At 41.6% G+C, this 20,704-nt stretch carries 14 protein-coding genes and 2 tRNA genes; 7 read left to right on the forward strand and 9 right to left on the reverse strand.

From position 1 onward, the window contains the following. Positions 1–27: 27 nt before the first annotated feature. A complete protein-coding gene (locus tag ZYMOP_RS08740; protein ID WP_013934962.1) occupies positions 28–1,449 on the forward strand; it encodes an outer membrane beta-barrel protein in 1,422 nt (473 codons plus the stop codon). 1,051 nt (positions 1,450–2,500) lie between these two features. Here ZYMOP_RS08740 and ZYMOP_RS08745 read toward each other — a convergent pair. Beyond that, positions 2,501–2,576, reverse strand: a tRNA-Thr gene (locus ZYMOP_RS08745). A 221-nt stretch (positions 2,577–2,797) separates the two neighbouring features. Between ZYMOP_RS08745 and rnc the strand changes: the two genes are divergently transcribed. Further along, complete coding sequence (gene rnc, locus ZYMOP_RS08750; protein WP_013934963.1) at positions 2,798–3,466, forward strand: ribonuclease III; 669 nt, start codon at positions 2,798–2,800, stop codon at positions 3,464–3,466. A 328-nt stretch (positions 3,467–3,794) separates the two neighbouring features. On the opposite strand, the gene ZYMOP_RS08755 is transcribed toward rnc, so the two are convergent. Beyond that, on the reverse strand, positions 3,795–4,313 hold the full coding sequence (locus ZYMOP_RS08755) for a molecular chaperone Tir (protein WP_013934964.1): 519 nt from the start codon (positions 4,311–4,313) through the stop codon (positions 3,795–3,797). Between the two features lie 446 nt (positions 4,314–4,759). Here ZYMOP_RS08755 and ZYMOP_RS09650 point away from each other — a divergent pair, with 446 nt between their 5' ends. After that, positions 4,760–4,885, forward strand: a complete 126-nt coding sequence (locus tag ZYMOP_RS09650; RefSeq protein ID WP_013934965.1) for a short-chain dehydrogenase — start codon at positions 4,760–4,762, stop codon at positions 4,883–4,885. A 225-nt stretch (positions 4,886–5,110) separates the two neighbouring features. Here the strand turns inward: ZYMOP_RS09650 and ZYMOP_RS08760 are convergent, their stop codons facing one another. Continuing rightward, positions 5,111–7,339 (reverse strand): glycosyltransferase family 4 protein, encoded by a 2,229-nt coding sequence (locus ZYMOP_RS08760; protein ID WP_013934966.1) that lies wholly within the window; start codon positions 7,337–7,339, stop codon positions 5,111–5,113. A gap of 312 nt (positions 7,340–7,651) precedes the next feature. Between ZYMOP_RS08760 and ZYMOP_RS08765 the strand changes: the two genes are divergently transcribed. Then, on the forward strand, positions 7,652–8,632 hold the full coding sequence (locus tag ZYMOP_RS08765) for a GDP-mannose 4,6-dehydratase (RefSeq protein WP_013934967.1): 981 nt from the start codon (positions 7,652–7,654) through the stop codon (positions 8,630–8,632). Next, positions 8,632–9,567: a GDP-mannose 4,6-dehydratase gene (locus ZYMOP_RS08770; protein WP_013934968.1), complete on the forward strand. Its 936-nt coding sequence runs from the start codon at positions 8,632–8,634 to the stop codon at positions 9,565–9,567. The genes ZYMOP_RS08765 and ZYMOP_RS08770 overlap by 1 nt, the downstream gene beginning before the upstream one ends. 450 nt (positions 9,568–10,017) lie before the next feature. Here ZYMOP_RS08770 and ZYMOP_RS08775 read toward each other — a convergent pair. From ZYMOP_RS08775 to hemN, 6 genes are all read right to left on the reverse strand, one after another. Further along, positions 10,018–10,093: transfer RNA gene (locus tag ZYMOP_RS08775), tRNA-Val, on the reverse strand. A gap of 60 nt (positions 10,094–10,153) precedes the next feature. Then, on the reverse strand, positions 10,154–11,002 hold the full coding sequence (gene aguB / locus ZYMOP_RS08780; RefSeq protein ID WP_013934969.1) for an N-carbamoylputrescine amidase: 849 nt from the start codon (positions 11,000–11,002) through the stop codon (positions 10,154–10,156). Between the two features lie 45 nt (positions 11,003–11,047). Then, complete coding sequence (locus ZYMOP_RS08785; RefSeq protein WP_013934970.1) at positions 11,048–12,028, reverse strand: agmatine deiminase family protein; 981 nt, start codon at positions 12,026–12,028, stop codon at positions 11,048–11,050. Between the two features lie 277 nt (positions 12,029–12,305). Beyond that, positions 12,306–12,920 carry a 30S ribosomal protein S4 gene (rpsD, locus tag ZYMOP_RS08790; RefSeq protein ID WP_013934971.1) on the reverse strand — a complete coding sequence of 205 codons (615 nt, stop codon included), beginning with the start codon at positions 12,918–12,920 and terminating at the stop codon, positions 12,306–12,308. A 187-nt stretch (positions 12,921–13,107) separates the two neighbouring features. Continuing rightward, positions 13,108–16,335 carry a ligand-binding sensor domain-containing protein gene (locus ZYMOP_RS08795; RefSeq protein ID WP_252507422.1) on the reverse strand — a complete coding sequence of 1,076 codons (3,228 nt, stop codon included), beginning with the start codon at positions 16,333–16,335 and terminating at the stop codon, positions 13,108–13,110. Positions 16,336–16,592: 257 nt separating this feature from the next. Further along, entirely contained in the window at positions 16,593–17,954 is a 1,362-nt protein-coding gene (hemN, locus tag ZYMOP_RS08800; RefSeq protein WP_013934973.1) for an oxygen-independent coproporphyrinogen III oxidase, read from the reverse strand. A 431-nt stretch (positions 17,955–18,385) separates the two neighbouring features. On the opposite strand from hemN, the gene ZYMOP_RS08805 reads away from it, so the two are divergent. Beyond that, entirely contained in the window at positions 18,386–18,703 is a 318-nt protein-coding gene (locus ZYMOP_RS08805; RefSeq protein ID WP_041581815.1) for a hypothetical protein, read from the forward strand. A gap of 190 nt (positions 18,704–18,893) precedes the next feature. Further along, positions 18,894–20,597 (forward strand): alpha-keto acid decarboxylase family protein, encoded by a 1,704-nt coding sequence (locus tag ZYMOP_RS08810; protein ID WP_013934975.1) that lies wholly within the window; start codon positions 18,894–18,896, stop codon positions 20,595–20,597. The last annotated feature ends 107 nt before the right edge of the window (positions 20,598–20,704 follow it).

Raw genomic sequence — 20,704 nt, forward strand, 5'->3', positions numbered from 1 at the left:
ATTTTCAGTGAACGAGGGACAGCCGACATGACCTATCGTAAATTATCCTTCTGTTTATTCAGTTTTGTCAGTTTAGAATGGCCAGTCTTGGCGGGCGCGCAAACAACAGCTTCGTCCTCTCCAGCCTCTCTGCTTCAAGAAGCAGCACCAGAAAAAGAAGCCTATGAACAGGCACAAGAGCCAGATTTACCCGCCCTTGAAGCTGGAAATCTTTTTCCACCCGGCAAAGGAAAATCCCTTTCCTACTGGGATGGCTTGGTAGGCCATGCCAGTATTGAGGCGGGGGCTACCGGCAATCCGTGGACACGTTCAGGCCGTAACTTTGGTCAATATTTTGCCGATCAGGCCAACACAGGCACCCTTAATCAAATTTTGGTATCACTTTCTCATCCTGTCACCCCTATCGGAAAGGGTTATGGGATCGGCTTTGTCATGGAAATGCTGTATGGGTCAGATGCGCGCGTTGATCCAACGCTTGGGATGGGGGATGGCGTCCTGAAAGGGCGTTATCAATGGGTCCCAACCCAAGCGCATGTTGACTTTCATGTGCCTTGGGCTTTCCGGCATGGCATTGATATACAGGTTGGGCAAATATACGGGCTGATGGGTGTTGAAGGTATTCCCGCGCTTGCCCGTCCTTTTTATAGCTATAACTATGGCTCGGACTATATCGTCCCATTTGAAACTGTTGGCATAGTGGCTACTATGCATGTAAGCCGCAATACAGACTTTATTCTTGGAATTGATAGCGGTAATGCCTCGACATTTGGTAATGCTACCCTCAACAAGCAGCCCAAAGGTTATATAGGTGTCGCCTTCAATAACCTTATGGACAAGAAAATGAATATCCGAGCTATTGCTCATCTTGGCCCTGCGGGTAATTCAGGAAATCCTTATACCGATGCCAATGGTTGGACAAGCGCCGGTATCGGGCCCGATGCCAATAAGCTTATGCAATATAATGCCGACATCAGTCTGACTTACCGTTTCACGGAAAAACTTTCTGTTACAGGAGAGGCTTTGTTTGATCGTGATGAATCAATCAAGGATACGGCTTATGGCTTTACCTCTTATGTGGCATGGGACATGCTTAAAAACCTGACTTTAAATTTTCGTGGCGAAGTTTTTCGGGATAATACAGGCGGTGTTATTACGCAGTTTATCGGCAATACTTCTTATAGACGCTATCTACGAAATCGTCCTTATGTGTATTATAGCGCGCCCCCAACTACCTATGGGGAACTGACAGTAGGTGTTTCTTGGCGTCCGCCGTTAATTAACGATCATCTAGGATCAGGGAAATTCACCCTCAGGCCTGAAATACGTCTGGATAAATCCCTTAATGGCACACGACCCTTTAACCAGAGCGCCACTGTGCTTAATCCTGTTGTTACAAACGGGACCAATAATATGTTTTGGTTCGGTTGTGACGCTGTTTTGAGTTTTTGATCTTTTCTTAGAAAGACAAGACCTGCCCAAAAATACCCTGTAGGCTAAATAAGGCTAATCTGATTATGAAGCTATAAAAGCAAATCTTCATTTTAGCCTTAAATGTCTTCACCCTATTGAGCCTTCAGGCTATTTAAAAAACATTATAATAGCCTCTGATCATCAGTTTTTTTCAGAAGTGCGCTATCCACAAGATTATGATTAAGGGGGTAACGCGCATACCTAAAAACAGCAAAAGTGAAAAAGATAGGTGTCAACGACATTTTTTGAATCATCACAGGATTAGAAAGACGGATATTCCTATGATGGGATGATTTACCTAGGATTTTCTCTCTTTTTTCTGTCAGGATATGTCTAAAATCTGAGGATTAAGGTCTATTGGCTTTGATAAAGGTCGTTTCGTGATAAATGTTTGGAAATCATAACGAATTTTTCTTGGTAAGATAGATACCGCTAAATACTCAGATCCTTTTATCTCATTTGCGATTGAATAGCTGTTGCAATTATGCGTATCAATGAAGGAGTTTTCTGCCATATTAAGCTGATTTTTTATCGTTCTCGGCTATTAAACGTTCTGACCAATCAAGACATACACAAAAATACGAGATTTTCCTGCCTGATAGTCATAAAGAGCGCAAGATTAACCCCCAATAGCCCAAACAGTATAAGTATATACAGTATAAGTATATAACGCCGACTATCTGCACTGCGTACCAAAACGCAAATTATGGAAGGTCAGAAGCAAATCCTTATAGATTTGACCGCCATCAATAGAGATTAAGGAAGGAGGAAAGATTGTAACCCCTATGTGTAGCTTCGATAGTCTAGACAACTAAAAATAATCTACCGGATAGATAATAGAAAAATAGATTTTTGAAGATCAATTCTCTTGGATAAAATCCTGCCTTGACGATATTATAGCGTGAATGGCTGTTTTGCCGCTACTTATAAGCATTTTTGGCATGAAATATCTATTTTATAATAAAATTATATTAGGCTGATGATGATAATCTTACAGGTTCATCTAAGCCTATAAAAATTTGTCGTTTTATGGTGCCGGGTGAGGGACTCGAACCCCCATGGTCGCTACTTACAAGGTAGGTGCCTAACCATTCGGCCAACCCGGCAGTGATTCGACCTTCCAGTAAAGCATTTTTTAAAAAAAAGGAATCTCTTACAGAGAAAAATATCCTTTTTTTTTAATTTTTTCTGTTTTTCAGATGGTTGCGGCTGTTATGATAGCGAGAAACCTCCATCAAGGAGGAAGTCTGCATGTTTTTATGCCAATGGCGGCTTTGTTTAGCATAAAGGCGTTTCTTAAATAATAAAAGGCTTTAAAAGCTAAGATATGAGTAATGATGCCTTTATCCGTTGGGTCGAACAAACTTTAGGTCACAAACCTAAAGACCCAGCCTTATTTTTTCGGGCTATGACTCACCCTAGTCATGGCAATAGCGATTATCAGAGATTAGAGTTTCTAGGTGATCGCGTTTTAGGATTAGTGATTGCCCATTGGCTTTATCAACTTTTTCCTAATGAACCTGAAGGGAAACTTTCAAGGCGGTTAAACAGTCTGGTATCAGGCGCAAGCTGCGCAGGTGTCGCTAGAGTGGTCGGCTTGCCCCAATGGCTGCGCTTGGGCAAGCAGGCTCGCGATGACGGGGCAGCGGCTTCGGATAACGTTTTAGGGGACGTAATGGAGGCCTTGATCGGCGCGATCTTTCTAGAATCTGGGGTCGATGCCGCCGGAAAGGTTATTCATAAATACTGGGCTTCACTTGTAACAGAACAAGAATCTGCGCCGAAGCATCCAAAATCCGCATTACAGGAATGGGCTGCCGCGCATAATCGCCGCCCGCCCGTCTATGAGATAGTAAGTAGAACAGGTCCGCAGCATAATCCCTGCTTTACTATTCTGGTTTCTATTGCAGGCGTGGGGCAAGCTAGTGCAGAAGGATCTTCAAAGCAAGAAGCACAAACGGCTGCGGCTCAGGCACTTTTAACAGAATTATCGTAATTTTCTAAAATCGATCCGGTTTTTATTTTTCAAAACCGCTTTATTCTTATGCTTCGTGCTTTCTCCAAGCCTATGGCCATGGATTTACCGAGCGGTATAATAAAATAGTCTTGATTTTAGAAAAATACGGACAAGCTAATAATTAAAAAAGCTCTTTTTTGACACAAGCTTTTCTTGATAAGGATAAACTCAGAAAATCCCGTAAAGGGGGGCATCGCAGGCCAAGCTTTCTTTACGATAAAACAGGCTGCCTTTTTACAAAGGACAGCCTATTTTATCGCTCGGCGTAGAAAAAAGCCGGCCTCTTTTCAGAGGAAAGGGCAGATTTTTAATTCGTGACCATATTGCTGACGAATTGTTTCGTTTCTGCTGTTTTGACGAGCAAATTATAGATCAAGGGCGCGCCTTTATCACTGTCATGGGCATTCGCGAAATGATGATCGAGAAGATAGGTCATAGCGGGATTAAGGCGTCTAGCTTCCCATGCCATCCTGTCACTTATCTGTGCAGGATCTGTCGGAAAGGCGCTATCCTTGATCATTGCCTTCGCCAAAGTCAGTGCATCATCAGCAGGGTCCCATGCCTCCCAGAAACTATCAAAAATAGCGAAAAGTTCTGCATGAGGAGCGATAGGCTGGTCATCACCTTGGTATAATATTTTGTCATCACCCAAATCGGCAATACCTTTTTTAACATCTTCCTTAGAAAGACCCGTGCGTTTAACCAGCTCATCCATAGAAATGGGTTGGTCAAATTCAGCACCATTCCGACTTGTTTCTACAAAAACTTTGGCAACTGCTTTACAGTTAGCAGAATAAGCGGAAGCATTAGAGGTCTGATTAACCATAATTTCAATCCTTTCATTGGTGAACAATGATGAAGACAGTTTTTTAATCTTTATTATTTTAAAATTTTTTATTGAAAATAAAATTTATGTTGTCTCTTTTTATCTTTTTAAAAAAGACCTCATCATTTTTATCCACTGATGAAGTAAACGCTTAACTTCGATTTTAGATCGTTTTTTTATGATTAAATATCGATTTTTTAATATGATGAATTACAATTTATAATAATAATGTTAATATATAATCAATAATATTATTTTATGATAATAAAAAATCTACGTTATCACCAGATATACATTGTTTTTTTTCAAAAATTTGAAATAAAAAATAGAATACAAACTTATCCTTGAAAATGGACATATCCCTTATCTTTATGGATGTGCCTCTCAAGGTCTATTATTCTATTTATGGTATTATTTCTCTCTCTTGAGAGAAAAGGTTGGTCATCATGACATCTATATTAATTACAGGGGCAGGGACGGGTTTCGGACAAGAAATAGCGCTACGCCTTGCTTCCCAAGGACTCTCTATCATTGCCGGTGTAGAAATCCCTTCTCAGATATATAGCTTATAATTATTTATCTAATCGATTATAACCCATCTATAGTTACTAATTTTACAAAAAAAGAATAAAAATCTATATAAATGGGTAATCTCAAAATTATATGAAGGAATTAAAAAATTAATTGATCGTCCGATTATGACCTACCGGACGATCCTTTATTATAAAAGCTAGAATTTTATTCTTATCTTACTGAAAATATATCTTTAGAATGAAAATCATTTCAGTTCATTCAGCTTATAATTCTACCTTATCGAAATCATTAGTCGCAAAAGATTCTAAAATTTTTATTCGTTCTTCTATATCGGTTACAGCTGTATAAATAAGCCGTTTAAGACCAATATAAAATTCACGCGGATCGTTCGGGTTTTTGTTAGGATGTAACTTTATCGTATCACCTTCGATATGAAATCCAACAAATATACTGCCATCATCTTCCACTTTACCTTTAATTTTTAGAATATGCCTTTCATTGGCCATTAAGTGTATGACTTCTAAGTTTTCTTTTTGTGTAACTTTTTGATAATTATGACCAACAGATAGGGATAAGCGGTGATCTGTCCATGGTGGTGTAACTATTTCCAAGTAAACTATAATATCTGTATTAGGATGAAGAGGGCTGGAAAAATGGATATTACCACTCTTTCCTCGCATCCATACGCCAAAATCTTTTTCACTGGCATACCAACACTCTGCAAGTAGTGGGCGCAGTGGACGAGCAATATAAGATGCTGAAATTTTTTCACTGCCGGCAAATTTAGCAGGCTCGAACAGCTCTCCTACCTCTAGCAAAGGAGGCGCATAAGAAGCAGGCGCAAAATTTGAGAGTGAACCGAGCTGCTCCATAATCTCTTTGCCCACATCATCCCATGTTCGTGGTACAAATTGTTTACGGATTTCGTTTGTGCGCTTGTCTCTATAACTCTTATTAAGAATCATCTTTTTAAGACATTTTATGCCCGTATGAAGGTTAAGCGGATCGATATAATCAACTAGTTTACCGCCAACTTCTGGAATCGAGGATGTCTCTGACGCTATACAAGGTCGACCATGGGCAAGGCTCTCACCTACAGGAAGACCCCATCCCTCCACTATACTCGGGAAAATTGTAAATTGACATTCCTGATATAAAACTTCCAGATCTACATCTAATAAATCATGAAGTATATGAATCCGCTTTCCTAGAAAATCTGTATCTTCTAATACTGACTTAAAATCATCCATCCGCCACCCAAAACGGCCAACAAAGACGAGATCAGGTGGATCAATACCTTCATTTATTAATGCCTTCCAAGCCATATACAAATAAATATGGTTTTTTCGGGCTTCGATAGTTGAAACCATAAGGACAAAATTACGATTTTTTAGAAACTCTATTTTTTCTCCCCATTCAGGAAATTTTGTAATCTCGGCTTTATGGGCATGTAGTTGATGTGCAAGCAATATTGGCGAAACAGGCACTTCTCTCAAATTATATTCTACTTGAAGGCGCTTGACATCCTTAGCAACGAATTCAGAAATCGTAAAAATAAAGTCAAATGAATAAAGACCGTCTCCCAAAGCAAGCGTAAATTCATTTACTAACCCTGACGAACAATATTCTGGGTATGAAATAGGTATTATATCGTAAATATAGACGCCAACAGCTACTCCAGATTTTTTAAGATGAATATATCGAGAGGCATTCGCACCAAATCCCCAGAAGGCTCCAAGAATAAGATATATTTGCCCTTTTTTAGGTTCAAACCACTTGGAATCCCTTTCAGCTTCTTCAATCAAAGACAAAAGTTTGTGCTGCGAAACATCTGGAAGGGTAATATAGTCAAGTACATTTAATATTTTATCAAAAGGAATTTGCCAGAATCCAGTATTAAATTTTCCTGTGCGTATACAGGCATACTGTCCGTGATGCTTTTTATTAGATTCTATAATATATCGGATGATACCGATTTGAACCCGCTGTATACCCGATGGTGTTTTGTAGCTTTTTAAATAATCAAAGAGATCATCAATCTCTATTAAATATTTTATATTTTTATCCACTTTACTTGTTTTTGATAAAGTAGACATCTCGGGAGAATAACCCAACCTATGAGCCAAGTCATAGGCATCCTTACTAGGCGTTAACTTAACCGCTGTTGTAATAATATTTAAGGCCTGATCTTGTTTTCCCGTACGCTCTAAAAGATAAGCAAGGTGAAGATGGACATCATAGTCGCTGGGAAGGAGTTCAATCGCTTGATAATAAGCTTGGATTGCAGCGTCGTAATCTCCTTGCTCTTTTAGAGCATGCCCAATCTGTACCCAGATTGCCTGATCCTGTGGGCAAAGTTCCAAGTGTTTTTTATATTCAATTATTGCTTGCGCCCAATCTTTATTATTGCGGGCTTGGTCCCCAGAGGTGCGATACCTTTGCGGAGTTTTCTCTCGAATAGCGTGGAAAAAACGCTTAATATTGATTTTCAAGGGTCAGAGCTCCTTATGGGAATCTTCTAAATTAAAATTTTTTCTTAAAAATTCAGTAATATTGCTCAATGTCAATGTCTACATAGGCTATCATGTTTATATTTTATCCAATGTGTGGCCTATCGCTTTTAGTTTCAATTACCAAAAACACCTAATAATAAGGAATTACTTATTTTTTTATTGAAATAAGTTAACCGCTAACTTGCAACAAGAAACCGGATACCGCATATAGGCCACAGTGGTAGACACAATTTTTTAAGATAATCTTGTATGCCATAAACATTGACCAAAACGACGGAGATTGAAATTACGATGCCAACAGCTCTAATTACTGGGATCACGGGGCAAGATGGTGCCTATTTGAGCCAGCTGCTGCTGAGTAAAGGCTACCGTGTCGTTGGACTTCTCCGACGGTCTGCGTCCGCTGATGTAATCGGTGAACGTCTGCGTTGGCTCGGCATTATCGATGACGTCGAAATGGTAGATGGTAATATGACGGATCTATCGAGTTTGATTCGCATAATCGATTCAGTCTCGCCAGATGAAGTCTATAATCTTGCTGCTCAGAGTTTCGTCGCTGCATCGTGGCAGCAGCCACTGCTTACGGGACAGGTCACTGGTATGGGAGCCGCCAATTTATTAGAGGCTGTTCGCATCGCTCAGCCATCAGCTCGATATTATCAGGCCTCTTCATCTGAAATGTTTGGGCTCATTCAAGAACCCGTACAGTCAGAACGCACACCATTTTATCCTCGTTCGCCCTATGCTGTAGCAAAACTCTATGCTCACTGGATGACGGTAAATTATCGCGAGAGCTTCGGACTACATACATCATCCGGTATCTTGTTTAACCATGAAAGTCCGTTACGAGGAATTGAGTTTGTAACACGTAAAGTTACAGATGGAGTAGCTCGTATTAAACTTGGTTTAGCAAAAACATTGTCACTGGGTAACTTAGAGGCTACCCGTGATTGGGGCCATGCTCGCGATTATGTTCGAGCTATGTGGCTTATGCTACAGCAAGAAATACCCGATGATTATGTTATCGCAACAGGTCGGACAACGAGCATTCGACAGCTTTGTAGTATTGCATTTTCTTATGTCGGCTTGGATTATGAGGAATATATAACGACCTCTAAGAACTTCTTTCGTCCGGCGGAGGTTGAAGTTCTTCTAGGTGATGCTTCAAAAGCTCAAGAAAAACTTGGGTGGACAGCGACAACATCTCTTGAAGATATGATTGGTGAAATGGTAGACGCTGATCTTACTCGCCATCGGAAGAGGCTTGGTTGATGGTAATACATGTACCAAACGACAGATCACTCCGTATAATGATTACAGGAGGTAATGGATTTGTAGGCAGGTATTTAATCGAGGCACTAAGCCACAGTGCACCGGATGCTATTTTATACACTAATCGAATTGAAATTACTGATCCTGCTGTTGTGTCACAGGCTGTAATAGATTTTCAACCGGATGCCTGCATACATCTAGCAGGCATCACGAGTATTGGTGAGGCACGACAAAATCCTGATCTTGCGTGGAATGTAAATCTCCATGGCACCCTTAATATAGGACGTGCTATTTTGCAGTGGGCGCCTGCGTGCAGATTAATCTACGCATCCACAGCAGAAGCATGGGGAACTTCTTTTCGGCAAGGCACTCCAGTGGATGAAAATGTTCCCCTTGCGCCGGCTAATACTTATGCTGCCAGTAAAGCGGCTGCTGATTTAGCATTAGGCGCTATGGCAGAAGAAGGGCTTCAAGTAATTCGGTTCAGGCCTTTTAATCATACTGGTCCCGGTCAGGATATTAAATTTGTTGTTCCAGCCTTCGCTTCGCAAATAATTCAGATTGAGCGTGGTTTGCAACCACCCGTCATATATGTTGGAAACCTATCTGCAGAACGTGACTTCCTTGATGTCAGAGATGTGGTGAGCGCCTATGTTCAAGCCACATTACTCGGAGATACTATTAAACCAGGTACGATAGTGCCTTTATGCTCTGGGCAAACACGTTCCATTTCCAGTATTCTTAATGAATTGATCCTATTAAGTGGTGTCACCGCCCGTATTGAGGTCGATAAAGAGCGATTGCGCCCTATTGATATTCCTGTAGCTACTGGCTCCGCTCGGCTAGCGCATTCGACACTTGGATGGGCACCCACTATCCCCTGGACGACGACATTATCAGATATCCTCCAGTATTTTCGCACATTAGATAAGTAAGAGCTTTAAAAAGATTGTCTGGTAGATTTAACGTATTCAGATAAATTATAATAGAAGACTATATTCCAGCTTATTCAGTTTAACGTTTTTGTTTATATAAAAGTAGTTTGACTCATTTTTCTGATGGGCGCCCGAAAAGTAGGGGCTACACATCTTAAATTTCCGGCAATAGGATGGATAAAATATTTCTGCGCTTTAGCATGAATAAAAAGCTATATGGAGCTATTTCTGCTTTATAAAAATTTATATGCCTGTAATTTCTGAATTTGCAAAAGACTAATCCCCCTTTTGTGAGTAGATATTTGTAGCTTTCTCAATTCTCTTAATCGACCCTGCTTCGGCAGGGTCTTTTTTTTTATTAAGGATAAGATTGCCCACGTCCTGTAAGATTCCTTCAGAGTAATGACTGAAGCATCCGGACGATAAATTTTAGACCATTTTGGGAAGTTCTGGTGGGCGATGACAGGCTCGAACTGCCGACATCCTCCGTGTAAAGGAGGCGCTCTACCAACTGAGCTAATCGCCCCACCGTTTGCCAGACCCCGATGCCAGACTATAGCGGTTCGTGCAAGAAAAATTTTAAAAATTAACGATCTTCGCTTAAACGATGATAGAATTCTGGGCGACGATCACGAAAAAAGCCAAAAGCAGCTCGATGTTGTCGGATCTGATCAATATCAAATGTCGCAATAAGGACGCCGCTTTCTTCTTTTCCAAATTGCGCTACCAAATCACCACGCTGATCAGCGATGAAACTATGCCCGTAGAAATTTATGAGACCTTCTTGGCCGATACGATTTGATGCAATAACAGGAACAACGTTAGAAACCGCATGTCCAATCATAGCCCGTCGCCATAACCGACTGGTGTCTAAATCGGGATCGTGCGGCTCGCTTCCTATGGCCGTTGGGAAAAATAGTAATTCTGCCCCCATAAGCATCATCGCACGGGCAGTTTCTGGATACCACTGGTCCCAGCAAATACCGATGCCTATCTTAATTCCGTAGCAATCCCATATTTTAAAACCCGTATTCCCGGGGCGAAAATAGAACTTTTCTTCGTAACCGGGGCCATCAGGGATGTGACTTTTACGGTAAACACCTTTAATTTCTCCTTCGGAAGAAATGAAGGCCAGACTGTTATAATAATGGGGCCCGTCTTTTTCAAAAAAGCTGGTAGGAATGGTAACCTTTAAAGCTTTGGCTAATTTTTGCATGGCGCGGACGGCGGGATGTTCATCGACAGGTTTTGCCAAAGCAAACAGAGTTTCGTCCTCGGTAGCACAGAAATAGGGGCCTTCGAATAGTTCAGGAGGCAGAATGATCTGAGCGCCTTTTTTAGCCGCATCCTCTATTAATTGTGAAACCCGCTCGATATTCTGTTGAATATCGCTCGTAAGGGCCAACTGCAACGCTGCAACCGTGATACAGGTCATACTGCCTCTTTCTTTCCCAAAAAACCGAACAGAAAAACTGAATTCTTAGGCTGGCCATTGCTGCGAAATACAATGAAAACTACCACCACCCGTCAATATATGATGAGCAGGCAGACCTATGATTTGACGGTCTGGAAATAAAGGGGCCAGAGCCTTAATAATTGCCTTATCATTTTTAGCATCATACAAAGGGACTACAACGACCGCATTGCCTATATAAAAATTCATATAAGAGGCGGGCACAATCTCTTCATCAAGGGTAATTTTTCCTGGCGACGGAAGACGGGTAACTTTTATACCTAAATCTACAGCCGAGCGAGTAGCTTCTTCATAAATATCCCGATTAGGATCGCTCTCATCCGCAGCGATCGGAATAACCAAATGTTTAAAACCTACAAAACGCGCCAGATTATCAACATGACCGTCCGTATGGTCATTAAGTAACCCTTTTTTTAGCCATAGGATCTGATCAAACCCTAGATCGTTTTTCAAGCGTAAAGCAATATCTTCTCGTGACAAATCTGGATTACGGTTAGGGTTAAGAAGGCATTCTTCCGTTGTAACAACAAGGCCATGTCCATCATTATCAATGGAACCGCCTTCTAATACCCAATCTTTTTCTAAAATAGAAAGCCCTGTATCAGCTGCCAGCGCCTTACCGATGGTTTGATCGCCCTCTAAGTCATATTTGTTACCCCAACCATTGAACCGGAATAAGGCGACCGCTTTTTCCTGTTCATTTGCAATAAAAATAGGGCCACTATCCCTTAACCAAATATCGCCAAAATTATGACAAATAACCTCGGCAGCTTCTCCGATTAATTGTCTGGCTTTTTGCGCTGCTTCCTCATGCGCAGCTACCAAAAATACTTTTTCGCCTGCACCCTCTGCATAGACCGCTTTGGCAAACGCAATAACTTCCCTCTGCGCCGGTTCCAAATCTTCAAGCCATAAAGATTCATCGCTAGGAAACCCGATCCAGACAGCACTATGGGGCATCCATTCAGCAGGCTGACGATAAGACATGGAAGTCATTTTCCTTGTAAACATAATTAAGGGGGCTTTTGGACGCCGTTTAAAATAGGGCATTACCTATTCAGAAATAGTCGTCTTGCTTTTTATTAAAGCGTTTTAAGGGTGAAGCCCAAGCCTTATTCTTATAGAAAGATAGGGGTTTTAATGAAATCTGATAGCCGCTTATTTAATCCAAGATAAGCGCTATCTATTTTTAAGGCGGTCTTCAGACAAAAAAAGAGGCCGGCAAAGAAACTCTGCCGACCTGCATTTTTATCTGGATTAAAAATTAACGTGAATAAAATTCGACGACCAGATTCGGTTCCATTTTAACCGGATAAGGTACTTCATCGAGCGTTGGGATGCGGGCAAAGGTAACCTTTGCGTTACCGTCTGGCACGACATAATCAGGAATATCACGTTCTGCCAAGCTCTGTGCTTCAAGAACCAAAGCCATTTCCTGTGCTTTGGCACCCAACGTGATTTCATCACCGGTATTAACGCGACGGGATGCAATGTTGCACTTAACACCGTTCACGCGGATATGACCATGACTGACCATCTGACGGGCCGCAAAGATCGTCGGTGCAAATTTTGCACGATAGACAACCATATCTAAACGACGTTCCAGAATACCGATCAGATTCTGTGACGTATCGCCTTTAAGGCTGGAAGCATCGTCATAGCAACGACGGAACTGCTTTTCCGTAACATCACCATAATAACCTTTAAGCTTCTGCTTGGCTTTTAATTGAAGACCATAGTCAGAAATTTTGGAACGACGACGCTGTCCATGCTGACCGGGGCCATATTCACGACGATTTACTGGGGATTTAGGACGACCCCAAATATTTTCGCCCATACGGCGGTCAATTTTATACTTAGCGCTATGACGCTTAGACATAGATAAAACCTTCAATTGCGTTATAGAGATTTCGGTAAAACCGAAGAACGAGAATTCCGGAACCGCGCTGCCATAAGTTTAAGTTACTTTGGCGGGCAGGGCCACCGCTTCACCGGAGTGCGGAGCCAATTGCGAGATGCCTTATGACTATCGAAAAAACATTCGTCAAGATCCAGGCTCTTAAAATTTAGGATTCAACACGATTGCGGCCATTATTTTTTGCCCAATAAAGCATGTTATCCGCTCTATCGAGAGCCACAGAGATGTTATCATCCGGCTTCATTTCAAAAAGGCCGATACTGACAGTAATTTTTAGCTCGGTATCATTATTCTTAACAATCAAAGTCGTAAATTCATGGCGAATACGTTCAGCAATATTGTGAGATATTTCAAGAGAAGCCGCGATAGCGATAACAAATTCATCACCGCCATACCGTCCGGCGAAATCATTCTGTCGGATATTATTCCGAATGATATTAGCAGCTTTTCGCATAACCGTATCACCGACTAAATGACCATAGCGATCGTTAATATTTTTAAAGTGATCGACATCCAACATAGCCAGGGAAATGGTCCTATTTTGTTCCGCCGCTTCTTGTTGAATGCGGGCTAACTCGATCATTAAAGCGCGCCGGTTTAAAAGTCCCGTTAAGACATCTGTATTTGCCAAGGCACTTAATTGCTGATTGGCTTGCTGTAGTTCAAAGGTTCGATTGTCAACAAGATTTTGAAGACGTTTTGTCTGCCTTTTTAATAAGAAAGTCCGAAGTATAATAATAAGATAGAGCCCTACTAGAACAATAAGGACGACGACGACGCTTATTTCCCAATGTTCATACCAGTGAGGCGCAATCGTAAAATAGAAGGTTTCTTCCTTGCTATAGGCATGAAGACCTGACGTTTCTGCGCGTATATGTAAAGCATAGTGGCCACTACGCAGATTAGTATAAATGGCGATGGGTGGGGTATTAAAAGGGACGGTGATCCACTGAGAATCAACGCCTTCCAGCTTATAACTATAGGTTACATCTCGGGGCGCACTATAATCCAACAGAATAAAACCGATTCGAAGGGAACGCGCTGTAGGCGGTACTTCAAAAGTTTGATTGAGGGTCGGTAGTTGACCAAAATTTATCGGCTTTTCATTGATTTCTGCCATCGTTACCTGCAAATCGCCAGATTTGCTATTTTGCGGTAAAGAGGAGGAAAACAGAATTTGTTCTGGGGCTATAACCGTCAAGCCATTGGTTCCACCAAAAAGAATAGACCCATCATCGGCTAAAGCTGAAGTCCGTTGGCTAAAATGACCGCTTGAAACATGATCACGCTCTCCCAAAACAAAGCTTTGACGGCGCGCAGGATCTAAAACTGAAATACCGTCTGAACTAGAGGCCCAGATATATCCGAATTTATTGACAATAAGGCGGTTGATTTCATCAGCAGAAGGCCGGTCTTTGTGATAAAAATTCTGAAAATCATATCCCCTTCTGGAATTAGGAGAAAATTGGCTAATTCCATTAAAGCTGCCGACCAACATAGTCGATTCTTTTGCTGCAAGTGATGTAATGAAACTGCGCGGGAAAATACGCGGATTTTCAGAATGGCTTAGAATATTGTCAAAACCATTAACATTGTTCTTATGGATACTGATACCATTTGCAGTGGCGATCCAGACTTCATTATCCGAACGTATGGCAATATCTTTTATATGATCGCTGATTAAACTCCTGCTATCATCAGCATTATGCGTAAAATAAGAAACTTTTTCAGTTGCTCTATCTTTTATATAAAGACCACTATTGGTTCCGATAAATAAATTATACTTTGTTTCGGCAAGAGCTGTAATTGTTTTCTTACTTAAAAAGTCATCCATAAGAGAAGTGACTGAAAGATTTTTCGGATCGATACGCGCCAAACCTAATGATCCAGCAAGAATAGCGCCATCTTTGGCTTGTAAGAAAGCCCGAACAGGTTGAGACACCTGCAAACCAGTAAGACTTAATTTTTGAATTTGTGTACGGTGGCGGTCAATAATATTGATCATGCCATTTTGTAGACCAATCCAGATGCGTCCTTTTTCATCTGACAAAAGACCCGTAACAGAATCGCTAATCATCCCGCTTTTATCGACAAGAACATCCGGGATATTAAATGCAATAGAAGGATGGGGGTCCCATCTTGAGACGCCCCGATCAGTAGCAACCCAAATGCCGCCGTCTCTATCCGTCATTAAGGAAAGTATATTATTTCCGCTGATAGAATGTGTGTTGAGCGGATTATGCGTCCATGTCTTAACATATCCAGTATATTCTTCACCTTGGGGGGCACACAGCTGGCCTTTGGTGCCCGCTGTCCAAAAGGCATAGTCAACAATACCGCCTCCCATAGTGGCAATCCAAATATGGTTATCCGGTAATTCTGCAAAACCGTGAATAGCCCTGTGATTTATATAGGAAGAAGAGGCTTTCAAAGATTCTGGCTGATAGATTTCGCCACTCGGGGTAATATAAAGACCCCCATAAAATGCAGATCCTACCCAAAGACGATCATCTCTATCCTGATAAAGAGTCGTAATTCTACTAGTAAGAAGGTTTTCTATATCTTGGGAAGCCGTATGTAGTCTTGTAAAAGCGGTCTCTTTTGTATGACGAAAAAATAGGCCATCGCCGCTCGCTAGCCAAAGTGTTCCATCTTTTGCATTAAGTATATCGGTTATACGATTGATTTTCTTTCCCGCCGCCACCGGCCAAAGCTTTTCATAATGGATTGTTGAATCATGCGGGCCTAAATGACCAATTCCCGCATCTGAAATTATCCAAAAGCCAGAATGGTTATCAGAATTAATAGCTTGAACGGCCAGACCTCGACCGGCCGGCGCATCGGACGGGACGGGATCAAAAAAATTAGTGTGAGGATCAAAACGAATAATACCAGCTGTTGCTGTTCCTAACAGGAACCCTCCTTGTGGATGGGGGCGCATCGTATGAATAACACTATCAGGTAAGCTGTGCGGAACATGGGCTTGGGCCCGAAATAACTGAATATGCAGCCCATCAAACCGAAACAAACCATTATCGACATTGATCCACATGATACCATCAGAATCTTGCATGATGGCATTCACCGTTGTTTGTGGCAAATTAGGAATCATGCCCATATCTGTAAAAAAGGCAGGCTGAAGACTGTGCCAATCGCGGATGGAATCAATGATTCCAGATAGATGAAAGGATTTTTCAGACTGACATTTTTTATTGATTACTGATTCACGAGAAGAGGGGATGTCCGTTTTTGAAGTGGTTTGGTAAATATTTTTCGCGACAGCATGAAGGGGCGTGGTAAAAATAAACGAAGCTAAAAATACCGACACTAAAAAGTTTTTTAGATGCGGCATTTTTAATTTACTCAATATTCTCATGCTAATTGGTATCATGTAATATTTACAAATTTCAAAGTAAGAGTACTTAAAAAAAAGATATTTTCACTATTAATAACAAAAAATCACTATATTAAAAGCAATGGCAAAGATAGATCCTTGATAGGTAGTATATTTAACTTATTATGATTTTTTTTCCTAAAAAGAAAAAGAAATTTTATAAAAAATAATTATTTTTTATATTTGTAGATTTTTTAAATTTTATTGCTTTTTGTAATTTTTATTACTTTTAACTTTTGTTAAATAGCACGACTAAAGCCAGTATTTTTTTTGCGGCGATAAGTATCGAAGACCGCTGCAACAATACGGACAAAAGGACGTCCTTCTTGGGTTAAGACAATTTTTTGTCCATCAAGGCTAACCAATCCTTCTTCTTGTAACTGCACAAGATCATGCCATTCTGATTCAAGATTAAGATCAGAGGCCATTTCTGATAAATCTACTGAAAAGTTACACATTAAAGCACTGATTATTTTTGATCGGCACTGATCTTCTAAAGATATAGTGATGCCACGGGTAGAGGCTAAACCTTTATCCTTAATGGCTTCGCTGTAGGTGCTAATATCAGCTATGTTTTGAATATAAGCATCTGAAAAAGTTGAAATAGCAGAGGCGCCAATACCAATAAGGACAGGTTCGTTATCCGTAGTATAGCCCTGAAAATTACGTGATAAGGTTTGATTATCAGCTGCAACCCTCAGCAAATCTTGTTTTTTTGCAAAATGATCTATGCCGATCGGATAATAGCCTTGATCCTGTAAGAGGGTGGAAATAAGTTGCGCCTGTTCAAAACGGGCCTGCGCATCAGGTAGGGCCGCGCTGTTAATTAATTTTTGGTTGGCTTTTCGTTCTGGAAGATGGGCGTATCCAAAACAGGCAATTCGGTCTGGCGATAATTGGGCTATTTTTTCACAGTTGAAGCGGATTTCCTCAAGATTTTGACCCGGAAGCCCATATAGCAAATCAAAATTAACCTGACGGATGCCGGCTACACGCAAATCTTTCGTCGCTTGTTCTACTTGTTGAAAAGGTTGTATCCGGCCGATAGCTTCTTGGATATGAAGATTAAAGTCTTGTACACCGAGACTCGCGCGGTTAACGCCCAGATCAAAAAGCCCCTGACAGAAGGTTGTATCAAGATAACGAGGGTCTAACTCAACCGCATGGGAAATATAATCTGCAAAATTAAAATGGTTTTGTAAGGCTTTGACGATCTCCGCCATGCCGTTTAGGCCGAGTATAGAAGGGGTTCCGCCCCCCCATGATAAATGACCAATAGTCAGATTATGCGGAATATATCGTCCAACTGTATATATCTCTTTTAATAAAGTTGCCCCATAGGCATCAATAACGTCCTGACGCTGGACAACCCGTGTGTGACAGCCGCAATAATGACAGAGCTGACGACAAAAGGGGACATGAAGATAAACTGACACCCGACTTTTGGGGGCAATGTTTCTGAGTCGATTTTGATGATCTTCGGGCGTGATTCTATTGTGGAAATCAGCAGCGGTTGGATAGGAGGTATAACGAGGAACATTCCGCTCTGCATAACGCATAACAAATTTTTGTCTCAAGGGCGCTGCTGATAAAGTAGACATGCGTTTTCTCGGTTTCCTCATTATTTTCAAACAGTATGAACTGAAATACTATCCTTGTTTGTCAAGCAGCGTAGTGTTTCTTATTTTTGAAATAAAAAAATATCATTCCTAATCGAAAAAATTGAGTTATATTTTTATATAAAGCATAGTCTGCTTTTATCCTTATAAAGCACGCTTATTTGAATATTTTTGTAAATTAGGCTGAAATACTGAAAATATTGCCTTTCTCATCTGTTCAAACTTTAAATTTTCATAGCCTTATGCCTTGTCTTACAGTGGGTTTATCATCCAACTACGCAAATTATATCCTGAACAAATTTTGTTAATACACAACTTTGGGTTGACTTGCGGAAAATAAAATATCACGAGAGTGCACACCGGTGCGGAAAGGTTTCCGTTTTAAGGATCAGACGGAGGGAAAGGCTTTGTCAGTGTTGCGATATAATAATAGCAGCTCATTGATAAAGCCGGTCGCTCAGGTTTGGCAGCTCTGGTTTTGTTCTGCCCTGCCTTATCTCGGATATAATGCGCAATTTGTTAAGATTGCCAAAGGTACTTTTCAAAAGTCTTCTTTGGTAACTTCAAATTTCAGTTACGTTTCCAAGGCCGGTTATGATTCCCAGTTTACCTTTGATAAGATAAAGGTGGCACGCTCTATTAAGCGATTTTTGATGGTTGGTTATATCCAATATAATCACTTAATCCAAAAATGGGTCTATAGCTTTTCCCGTCATGACAACAGGCTGTAAAGATGATCATATTGAGCCCTGATAATTTTTTTCTTAAAAAAAACAGAAGACTTTCAGTCCTTTGCGGGGATGTTCATCATTCAGACTTTGATTTGTCAAAAAATGTCTATAGCTAAATCTGGAGCGACACCTTAGAGGTTTCTGGGTCATCCTGATTCAGACATAGTGTTTTGAATATATGGAGTAAGCAATGAGTTATACCGTCGGTACCTATTTAGCGGAGCGGCTTGTCCAGATGGGCCTGAAGCACCACTTCGCTGTCGCGGGCGATTACAACCTCGTCCTTCTTGATAACCTGCTTTTGAACAAAAACATGGAGCAGGTTTATTGCTGTAATGAGCTGAACTGCGGTTTCAGTGCTGAAGGTTATGCCCGTGCTAAAGGTGCAGCTGCTGCTGTTGTTACCTATAGCGTTGGTGCTCTTTCTGCATTTGATGCTATCGGTGGTGCTTATGCCGAAAACCTTCCGGTCGTTTTGATCTCTGGTGCGCCAAACAACAACGATCACGCTGCTGGTCATGTTTTGCATCACGCTCTTGGCAAAACCGACTATCACTATCAGCTGGAAATGGCCAAAAGCATTACAGCTGCTGCTGAAGCGATCTATACGCCAGAAGAAGCTCCGGCTAAAATCGATCACGTTATCAAGACGGCTCTTCGTGAGAAAAAGCCGGTTTATCTTGAAATCGCTTGTAACATTGCTTCAATGCCTTGTGCCGCTCCTGGCCCAGCAAGTGCTTTGTTCAATGATGAAGCCAGCGACGAAGCATCCTTGAATGCTGCCGTTGATGAAACCATCAAATTCCTTTCCAGCCGTGAAAAAGTTACCGTTCTTGTCGGTAGCAAACTTCGCGCTGCTGGTGCTGAAGAAGCTACCGTCAAATTCACGGATGCTTTAGGTGCTGCTGTTGCTACGATGGCTGCCGCCAAGAGCTTCTTCCCAGAAGATAACGCTAACTACATCGGTACCTCATGGGGTGAAGTCAGCTATCCGGGTGTTGAAAAGACGATGAAAGAAGCCGATGCGACGATCGCATTAGCGCCGATTTTCAACGACTATTCAACCACTGGTTGGACTGATCTTCCAGATCCTAAGAAGCTGGTTCTTGCTGAACCGCGTTGCGTCACCGTGGGTGGCACGCGTTTCCCAAGCGTTCATCTGAAAGATTATCTGACGCGTCTGTCTCAGAAAGTCTCCAAGAAGACTGCTTCTTTAGACTTCTTCAAGTCCCTGAATGCTGGTGAACTGAAGAAAGCCGCTCCGGCTGATCCAAGTGCTCCGTTGGTTAACGCAGAAATCGCCCGTCAGGTCGAAGCTCTGTTGACCCCGGAAACCACCTTGATCGCTGAAACGGGTGATTCATGGTTCAATGCTCAGCGTATGAAGCTCCCGAAGGGTGCTCGCGTTGAATATGAAATGCAGTGGGGTCACATCGGTTGGTCCGTTCCTGCCGCCTTCGGTTATGCTGTTGGTGCTCCGGAACGTCGTAACATCCTGATGGTTGGTGATGGTTCCTTCCAGCTGACGGCTCAGGAAGTCGCTCAGATGGTTCGCCGCAAATTGCCGGTTATCATCTTCTTGATCAATAACTATGGTTACACCATTGAAGTTATGATCCATGATGGTCCGTACAACAACGTCAAGAACTGGGATTATGCCGGTCTGATGGAAGTGTTCAACGGCAATGGTGGTTTCGACAGCGGCGCTGGTAAAGGCCTGAAGGCTAAAACCGGTGGCGAATTAGCCGATGCTATTAAGGTTGCTCTTGCAAACACGGGTGGCCCAACCTTGATTGAATGCTTCATCGGTCGCGAAGATTGCACCGAAGAGCTGGTCAAATGGGGTAAGCGCGTTGCTGCTGCCAATAGCCGTAAGCCTGTTGCCAGACTTTAAGTTTTAAAATTTAAAACTTAAATAAGTTTTAGGCTAAAGATGCCCACCCGATACATTCGGGTGGGTTTTCTTTTTTATATTGGAAGCCGTTGTTTATAGGGGTGTAA

Origin of the sequence: Zymomonas mobilis subsp. pomaceae ATCC 29192 (assembly GCF_000218875.1) — a bacterium.
GTDB lineage: Bacteria > Pseudomonadota > Alphaproteobacteria > Sphingomonadales > Sphingomonadaceae > Zymomonas > Zymomonas pomaceae.

Bases quoted from the DNA above. Each gene is read 5' to 3' on its own strand.
- ZYMOP_RS08740 (WP_013934962.1), top strand. From the start codon at position 28: ATGACCTATCGTAAATTATCCTTCTGTTTATTCAGTTTTGTCAGTTTA.
- rnc (WP_013934963.1), top strand. From the start codon at position 2,798: ATGAGTAATGATGCCTTTATCCGTTGGGTCGAACAAACTTTAGGTCAC.
- ZYMOP_RS08755 (WP_013934964.1), bottom strand. From the start codon at position 4,313: ATGGTTAATCAGACCTCTAATGCTTCCGCTTATTCTGCTAACTGTAAA.
- ZYMOP_RS09650 (WP_013934965.1), top strand. From the start codon at position 4,760: ATGACATCTATATTAATTACAGGGGCAGGGACGGGTTTCGGACAAGAA.
- ZYMOP_RS08765 (WP_013934967.1), top strand. From the start codon at position 7,652: ATGCCAACAGCTCTAATTACTGGGATCACGGGGCAAGATGGTGCCTAT.
- ZYMOP_RS08770 (WP_013934968.1), top strand. From the start codon at position 8,632: ATGGTAATACATGTACCAAACGACAGATCACTCCGTATAATGATTACA.
- aguB (WP_013934969.1), bottom strand. From the start codon at position 11,002: ATGACCTGTATCACGGTTGCAGCGTTGCAGTTGGCCCTTACGAGCGAT.
- ZYMOP_RS08785 (WP_013934970.1), bottom strand. From the start codon at position 12,028: ATGTCTTATCGTCAGCCTGCTGAATGGATGCCCCATAGTGCTGTCTGG.
- rpsD (WP_013934971.1), bottom strand. From the start codon at position 12,920: ATGTCTAAGCGTCATAGCGCTAAGTATAAAATTGACCGCCGTATGGGC.
- ZYMOP_RS08795 (WP_252507422.1), bottom strand. From the start codon at position 16,335: ATGAGAATATTGAGTAAATTAAAAATGCCGCATCTAAAAAACTTTTTA.
- hemN (WP_013934973.1), bottom strand. From the start codon at position 17,954: ATGTCTACTTTATCAGCAGCGCCCTTGAGACAAAAATTTGTTATGCGT.
- ZYMOP_RS08810 (WP_013934975.1), top strand. From the start codon at position 18,894: ATGAGTTATACCGTCGGTACCTATTTAGCGGAGCGGCTTGTCCAGATG.